Consider the following 7,264-nt stretch of genomic DNA (forward strand, 5'->3'; position numbering starts at 1 on the left):
AAAGATGAAGATAGGGGAGAGGATGGGTCATATGAAGCATCGGATCTATCAGGAAATGAACAGAACCGCTGATCAGTTAATCCAGGACCAATCTGAGGACGGGGCCTGGCATTATCCATTCGAAACCGGGATCGCAACGGACTGCACTATGATTATCTTATTGCGTACATTGGAGATAAATGATGAGGAGTTCATAAAAAAATTAGTGAAACGGATCGCCGGAAAACAGCAGGAAGATGGCTCCTGGAAGCTGTTTCATGATGAGGAAAAGGGAAATCTGACCTCCACTGTCGAAGCTTATTATGCCCTTCTTTATTCTGGTTACCGGAATCGAAAAGACCCGGAAATGCAGGCTGCAAGAAGGTTTATTCTGGCCAACGGAGGGGCTGCGGAGGTCCATATGTTTTTAAAAATCATGTTGGCCTTAACAGGACAATGTGCGTGGCCGCACTTCCCGATTAATATTGAAGTGATGCTTTTACCTGACTCCTTTCCTATTAATCTTTTTGACCTCTCCGTTTACGGAAGAGCGAACATTATTCCTTTTTTGATTCTCGCCAATACGAATTTTCGCAAGAGAACGCCTCGATCGCCCAATCTCTCCGATTTATTTCAAAAAAAAGCGGTTCGTTTTTTTACAGAGGATGAAGCAGCAGAGGCCCGCTCGGTGATCGAATGGGTGAAACAGGGGATTAAGGGGCTGAAATCCCATGTAAATCTTCGCGAATTGTCCTTATATCGTGCCGAAAAATATATGCTGGACCGAATCGAACCGGACGGCACCTATTTAAATTATTTCAGCACGACTTCTCTGATGATTTTTGCCTTGCTGGCGAGGGGGTATCCCACTACACATCCGGTGATTACGCGTGCCGTACAAGGATTAAAAGCGATGACCTGCCGGATTGACGGAGAACTTCACTGCCAGTACACGACGGCATCTGTCTGGAATACGACTTTAATCAATTATGCTCTGCAAGAATCCGGAGTTCCTTACTCATCCACCACGGTACAAAAGGCAAATGATTACATTCTCTCCCGTCAGCATCTCAAATACGGGGATTGGGTCATTCATGAACCGAACCTGTTACCGGGTGGCTGGGGGTTTGCCGACCTAAATACGATTCACCCAGATATTGACGATACAACAGTTGCACTGAGGTCCATACGTACGTTGGCCAAAAACAAAGTGGATTGCCGGCAGGCATGGGACCGAGGAATAAACTGGCTCATTTCCATGCAAAACAAGGACGGAGGTTGGGCGGCATTCGAAAAGAATGTGAATAAGAAACTGTTGAATTTGTTACCGATCGAGGGTGGAAAAGATTTATTGATTGATCCGTCGACGGTTGATTTAACGGGAAGGACATTAGAGTTCTTCGGAAACTATACCCATTTGGATCTTCACCATCCCATGGTGAAAGATGCGATTCGTTGGCTGTTGCGGCAGCAAAATGCAGATGGTTCCTGGGTGGGGCGATGGGGCGTGTATATTTATGGCACATGGGCCGCTGTAACGGGACTGGTTGCCGTTGGCGTTTCCCCGAATCATCCAGCAATTGAAAAGGCTCTAACTTGGCTGCGGAAAATTCAGAATCCCGATGGCGGCTGGGGAGAATCTTGTAAAAGTGATATCAAAAATTGTTATGTGCCATTGGGCGAAAGTACGCGCACTCATACCGCTTGGGCGCTTGACACCCTCATCTCGGCCGCTACTATCGTTACGCCTGAAATTGAGAACGGTGCCGCTTTTCTAGTGGATAGGAAGGAAAAAGAGTGGACGACGACCTACCCAAAAGGGAGGGGAATGGCAGGATCCTTTTATCTCAATTATCATTGTTATGAATATGTTTTTCCATTGCTTGCCCTTTCCCATTATCAAAAATTGGCTGGAGGGCAGCTCCTAGATGCGAAGTCAGATAAGGATATTACTTAAGGCTTTGTCTATTCAAAAAAATCTCCTGTGTGACCTTTGGCATATTTTTTTATCCTGTCCCATAAAATGAACCAACCAAAACAGACGGTAGTCTTTGGGAAAAGCGAAATCATGTCAACTAAAAGGGGGTAGGCAAAAGATGCTAGGGGAGCTCCACCAATTTTTGAATCTTAACCTATTAATTTGGTTGTTTCCGATCATTTTTATTTTCCATGACTTAGAAGAGATCATTACGATTGAATCTTCGATGGCTGCATACAAAGACAAAAAGTCGAAAACGAAATTCGTCGAACTAACGTTAAGAATGCGGGAAAAATCAGGTTCGACCGCTGCCCAGCTTGCTGTTTCGGCTACATGGATTTTACTGATTATCTCATTCACTACCGTGATGACCGCCCATTTTCCAACGAACGGAGGGGGGGTTCTTTTATTTACAGCGATTCTTAATTTATTTGTGTTGCAGGCATTCATGCATATGGTTCAAACCATTATGTTCAGGGGCTACACGCCTGGCATCGTAACGTCCCTGTTCCTCCTTGTCCCTTACTGCCTCGTTACCTATTATTTTTTAGTCGAAGAGGGACAGATGGACTGGCATTTGCTATTCACCAGTCTGCCGGTTAGTTTGATCATGATTCTGGTTTTCCTCGTTGGCAATCTTTTAGGCCGTTATTTTATTCGATAACTGCTCCCAGATTTTTTTATAAAGTCACATGAATGTGTTGGAGTCCGTTTACTTTTCCATATATTCGATCTTCCTATTTAATTATAAAAAACTTGATTTAAATCAAGGAAATAGCCACTCAAACATGTTGGATTCAATCATAAACCTTTTGCCATTTGAAATGGGCTTTTGCGATGCAAACGATATTTTCCGCTGGTATTCAAATAATCCAAACCGCGTCCATGGTCGCCGTAAAGAAGCGATTGGTCGCCCTGTGCTTGAGCTTCACCCAAAAGTGGCTCACCACGTTGAAAAATTGTTGAATGATTTCCGTTCCGGAACACGCGACGAATGGGAATTCTGGTTCCCAAAACGCACGGATGAATCAGGTCAGATATACCAAAAGTTTATGGCCGTACGTGATGAAAATGGAAAATACCTTGGCTGTATGGATGTGACCGTTAATATCAATCTTTTCCAAGGAAAAGAAGGAAAAAATACTCCTGAAACAATTGACGAATTTAAAGCAGTTAAGCCTTTTCTAATATAAAAGTATTCCTCATTTGAGAAGCTGCTGAAAAACACATTGAATTCCCCAATTCAATGTGTTTTTCTTTATAATAGACTTATCAAGTTTGGTTGTTATTTCGCTTAACCAACAAGTAGAATGATAGATATGTATTTTTAGCAAATAGACTTTAGGATGGATCATGCTGAATTTCTTGATGTAAGGTCAGGTTATAACCATAAGGAAATGGTCTTGATGAACTGAATGACACCAGTGTGGAATGCGATGACATCAGTAAGAGTCTATCAATTTAAACTATTAAGCGATACACCAAGCTGGATGAGCTCAGCAAAGGTTGTGAGGTTTTATTTAAAATAGTAAAGATATCTGAGCATATTAATAAGGAAGCATCAAAAATCAAATAAAGGGAGGAATTTATTGTGGCAGAAATTAAATATGAAATTGTTCAGACCATTACTGTCCTTTCGGAATCTGCAAAAGGCTGGAAAAAAGAACTTAACCTAATTAGTTGGAATGGACGTGAACCAAAATACGATATTCGGGACTGGTCAGAAAATCATGAAAAGATGGGAAAGGGTGTTACGTTATCAAAGGAAGAGTTAACTAGGTTGAAGGAGATACTTCCAACCCTTTAATTCAAAAATATAGTCAGCTAAACCGGAAGAGAGATTCTTCTGGTTTAGCTGACACAGATAAAAGCATGATCATGTATTTATAGTTCAGGCAGGTCAAATTGGCGACGAACATGGGTAATTTGAAGAAGATCTTTCGACGAAAAGGACATTCCTGCTAGTACAGAAATGCCCTTTTTACTGTTTTGTTAGAATTTGAAGTCTAGAATCATCTTACTCGTTTCACCTGTAAACTTATAGTTATAAGACCCTTTCAAGCTTTCTAAGTCACCGGTAGCTTTGATGATTGTTGCTGGACAATCTAGATTTCCTTTATCAAATATTCCTTGCTCTAAAGCCGTAAATGTGCCATGTTTTCCTTTGTAAGTTCCTTCAAAATGCAGAAATCCGGAAATTTTAGAAGTGGCTAAGTGACCATCATCTATAGTAGAGTCTATATAAAATAATAAATATTCAACAAAAGCTTTTCCTGTTAATTCACCCTCAATTTCATATTCTACATGGGCAATATTAATAGGGAATTCCTTTCTAGTATCGTCTACTGGCTTTTCATCCCATTTGCTTACTGAAAATGTTACCTCCATGGTAAATCTCCCTTCATTATTAAATAGTCATTCACCTCCAGTATAATATCCAAAAAGTACCATTATCAATAATAGAATAGGATTACTTTTATTAATTTTTCTTTACTAACTTTGTGAAATATTACACTTAAAGGAACGGGTGCAATTGTTCAATAAGGGCAGTCGCTTTTCTTGTTTCGCGAACGTCGCAGTTTAGTTTACGTATATTTCTTCACAAATTTAAATGAAAAATCCTGATGTTGATCTTTACGATAAGAAAATCGCCTCGTTAAAGAGGCGGCTTATTGAGCTATCGAATCCGTCGTAATCAGCTTTAGGAGAAAAGGTCATCTAGCCTTCTGGTAAACGAGGGCAATTGCTCCAGAATCAAATGTCTTGTTTTTGATTTGTTTAAGATTAATCTTCTCTTTGAGACCCTTGAATAACGGCAACCCACTGCCGATCAATACAGGAGAAACCGTAATTTTATACTCATCTATTAAATCAAGCTGCATAAGGTAGTGAGCTAATCTAGGACTGCTGACTAATAGAAAGAATAACTGTTAAACATCTAGTTGTTGGTGTAGAAATTCCTGACAACAATTAGATGTAGCTCGAGCTGTTATTTTCCGTAGGATAGTAGTCTGAGATCCAATAAAATAGCTTAGTAAAAAGGAGTAAAGAGATTCGTGATAATACGCAGTCAAAAAGTGATAAAAAAGGTACCTTGTTTGGGAAAATGGAGGTTGAACGTATTGATATACAGAATATTTAACAAAAATAATAAAAAGCACAGGTTTAAATACCTGTGTTTTAGATAACCGAATTTTTATTTATAAATAAAATTTAGAATTACTTTTTACTGTTTCTGCGATTATTGTTGGTAATTCTTTTATTTTTTTTTGAAGACGTTTCTGTGCAGCTCGACCTAGATTGCGTTTATTATCAATATAATAAGCACATATTGAAATTTCATAATCAAAAAGGTAATCATAAACATGATAATCAATAAAAAGAATATCTTCATTAGGAAAGGGAATTTCTTTCCCTATAAGTGCATACATCAATCCTATGTTGTTTTTTCCCTTTAACCGATGCATTTTTGCCAATTGGTATAAAGGTTCAGCTCTGCATGGTCTATATTCCCAAGAATTTTGATAATATTGAATTGCTAGAGCGAAAGATTTTTCTTCCTCTTCCAATAAATGATCAATTTCAGATTGGTTGATAAGCGGATTTTCTGTATATTCCTTTACGATTTGTTCACGTTTAGTGGAACAAATCGCGGCTAAGCGTTCATAACTAATACCGATTTGGTAAAGGGAATAAAATACTTCTTCCGCCCAACCGCCTGCGTTCACTCGTTTTTTATACCATTTAATGGCTTCCTGAAGTTCATCGAGACACATATATGTTTGAGCTAAGTAAAACATGTATCTAATCTTTAAAAAAGAAGGAGTTGATTCGTCCTGGATTCCTTCAAGCAACAAGCGCTTATCTCTTTCGAATTTGTCAGTCCTACTTCCGCCATCTTCCTGATCATTCACGACAAGACTATCTAATTTTCCAATGGTATTATAGTAAGGGTGTTGTTCAGGATTGAGTCTTTCATAATCAATGTCCCAATATTCATGGGTCACCCCGACGGATTTCCATGGTAAGGAATTCTTAAGGAGACGGGTTAACCAAAATTTAATTTGTCCAAGATACTGCATGGTTAGATATTGGCTTTCGTTTAGACTGCTTTTATCAAATTTGGAATCTACTTCTAGAATCATATCTGCATCGAGTAATAGTAAATAATCTGACTCTGGATACGTCTCTTGCGCTAACGATATAGCTAAACTGCGATTATATCCGAAATTTTTAAAAGGTTCATAGTGCATGGTAACAGGGATGTTATTTTCCTGCCCCCATTTTTCAATAATTTCTGGTGTCTGATCATTGGACCCAGTATCACAAATGGAGACAAAATCAATAATAGGTTTTGCGGAATCTAAACATCTTTTGATTATTTTTGCTTCATTTTTTACAATCATACAAAGGCAGATTTTCTTTTCTGCTCCAGATGGTAATGATTTTAATTTATTTTTACCTATCTTAAAAACCCCCTTTTTTATTAGAGTTTTTCTAAAATGTGTTTTCTGTTAACCCGATTTATGAATCTATATTGCTCGCCTTTATTAATTTGAAATGAAATAACTGATGGATCCAATCTTGGATTTTGAAATATAACTAAAACAAAGTATATAAGGAACCTGTAAAAAGGAAGGATTACTTAAAAGTAAACCTTCCAATCTCCAAAGAATAGTAATTCTAATCTTTAAATTAACTGATTCCAATACCTGCACTTGCAACTCCGGTAACAACAGATGCTAGACCACCTGGAGACGTTACAGAAAAGACCATTATTAGACGCTCTCCGGCGGTTACTGGTATATTTACAGTCGCAGTGCCACTGCTAATAGTTCCAACAACAATTAGCCCTGTAAGAGATGGTGCTAATGTTACAACAGCGCCAGGAATTGGAGTGAAAATGTTGGATGATGAAGTGGAACGCCATACTTGTGCTTGAATTGTTGCTGTCACAGCAGGGCTAAGAGTTACTGCAGCTGTTGTACTAAAGAAGGCAGCTAATGAGGTAATGGCTCCATTTCGAGGAACTGAAAACGCAAGGTCCAACAAGCCTTGAAGATTTATTGTTCCTGACCCTAAACTTACATTTGGGATTGATTCTCCAAATCCAACAATAGCTCCAATATCAGCTGCCCCGCCTGCAACAGTAGCTAATGCATTTGGAGTACCGGATGCTAGTGGAATTATAGCTCCAGCTCCTGCCGCACCAGTAGCACCCGTCCCGCCGGTGGCACCAGTAGCACCCGTCGCGCCAGTAGCACCAGTAGCGCCAGTAGCACCTGTCGCACCAGTAGCACCAGTAGC

The 7,264-nt window shown here is 39.3% G+C and carries 7 protein-coding genes and 1 pseudogene; 4 read left to right on the top strand and 4 right to left on the bottom strand.

From position 1 onward, the window contains the following. Positions 1-31 precede the first annotated feature (31 nt). The 4 genes from shc to J7E81_RS25090 all read left to right on the top strand — a co-directional run bounded on the left by shc (position 32) and on the right by J7E81_RS25090 (position 3,764). Entirely contained in the window at positions 32-1,936 is a 1,905-nt protein-coding gene (shc, locus tag J7E81_RS25075; RefSeq protein ID WP_215046603.1) for a squalene--hopene cyclase, read from the top strand. A 139-nt stretch (positions 1,937-2,075) separates the two neighbouring features. After that, a complete protein-coding gene (locus J7E81_RS25080) occupies positions 2,076-2,621 on the top strand; it encodes an HXXEE domain-containing protein (protein ID WP_215046605.1) in 546 nt (181 codons plus the stop codon). Positions 2,622-2,745: 124 nt separating this feature from the next. Continuing rightward, a complete protein-coding gene (locus tag J7E81_RS25085) occupies positions 2,746-3,150 on the top strand; it encodes a PAS domain-containing protein (RefSeq protein ID WP_215046607.1) in 405 nt (134 codons plus the stop codon). A 398-nt stretch (positions 3,151-3,548) separates the two neighbouring features. Continuing rightward, positions 3,549-3,764: a YdbC family protein gene (locus tag J7E81_RS25090; RefSeq protein ID WP_215046608.1), complete on the top strand. Its 216-nt coding sequence runs from the start codon at positions 3,549-3,551 to the stop codon at positions 3,762-3,764. A 185-nt stretch (positions 3,765-3,949) separates the two neighbouring features. On the opposite strand, the gene J7E81_RS25095 is transcribed toward J7E81_RS25090, so the two are convergent. From J7E81_RS25095 to J7E81_RS25110, 4 genes and pseudogenes are all read right to left on the bottom strand, one after another. Continuing rightward, a complete protein-coding gene (locus J7E81_RS25095; protein ID WP_215046610.1) occupies positions 3,950-4,345 on the bottom strand; it encodes a DUF3224 domain-containing protein in 396 nt (131 codons plus the stop codon). Between the two features lie 326 nt (positions 4,346-4,671). Beyond that, a pseudogene (locus J7E81_RS25100) lies at positions 4,672-4,875 on the bottom strand (dihydrofolate reductase family protein); the annotation flags it as partial. A gap of 282 nt (positions 4,876-5,157) precedes the next feature. Further along, on the bottom strand, positions 5,158-6,423 hold the full coding sequence (locus J7E81_RS25105; protein ID WP_215046656.1) for a glycosyltransferase: 1,266 nt from the start codon (positions 6,421-6,423) through the stop codon (positions 5,158-5,160). Positions 6,424-6,652: 229 nt separating this feature from the next. Continuing rightward, a partial coding sequence (locus tag J7E81_RS25110; RefSeq protein ID WP_285292050.1) for an exosporium glycoprotein BclB-related protein occupies positions 6,653-7,264 on the bottom strand: 612 nt, incomplete at its 5' end.

It is taken from the genome of Bacillus sp. ISL-18, from assembly GCF_018613415.1.
Classification (GTDB): Bacteria; Bacillota; Bacilli; order Bacillales; family Cytobacillaceae; genus Neobacillus.

Coding starts and splice junctions, on each gene's coding strand:
- shc (WP_215046603.1), top strand. CDS start 32: ATGAAGCATCGGATCTATCAGGAAATGAACAGAACCGCTGATCAGTTA.
- J7E81_RS25080 (WP_215046605.1), top strand. CDS start 2,076: ATGCTAGGGGAGCTCCACCAATTTTTGAATCTTAACCTATTAATTTGG.
- J7E81_RS25085 (WP_215046607.1), top strand. CDS start 2,746: ATGTTGGATTCAATCATAAACCTTTTGCCATTTGAAATGGGCTTTTGC.
- J7E81_RS25095 (WP_215046610.1), bottom strand. CDS start 4,345: ATGGAGGTAACATTTTCAGTAAGCAAATGGGATGAAAAGCCAGTAGAC.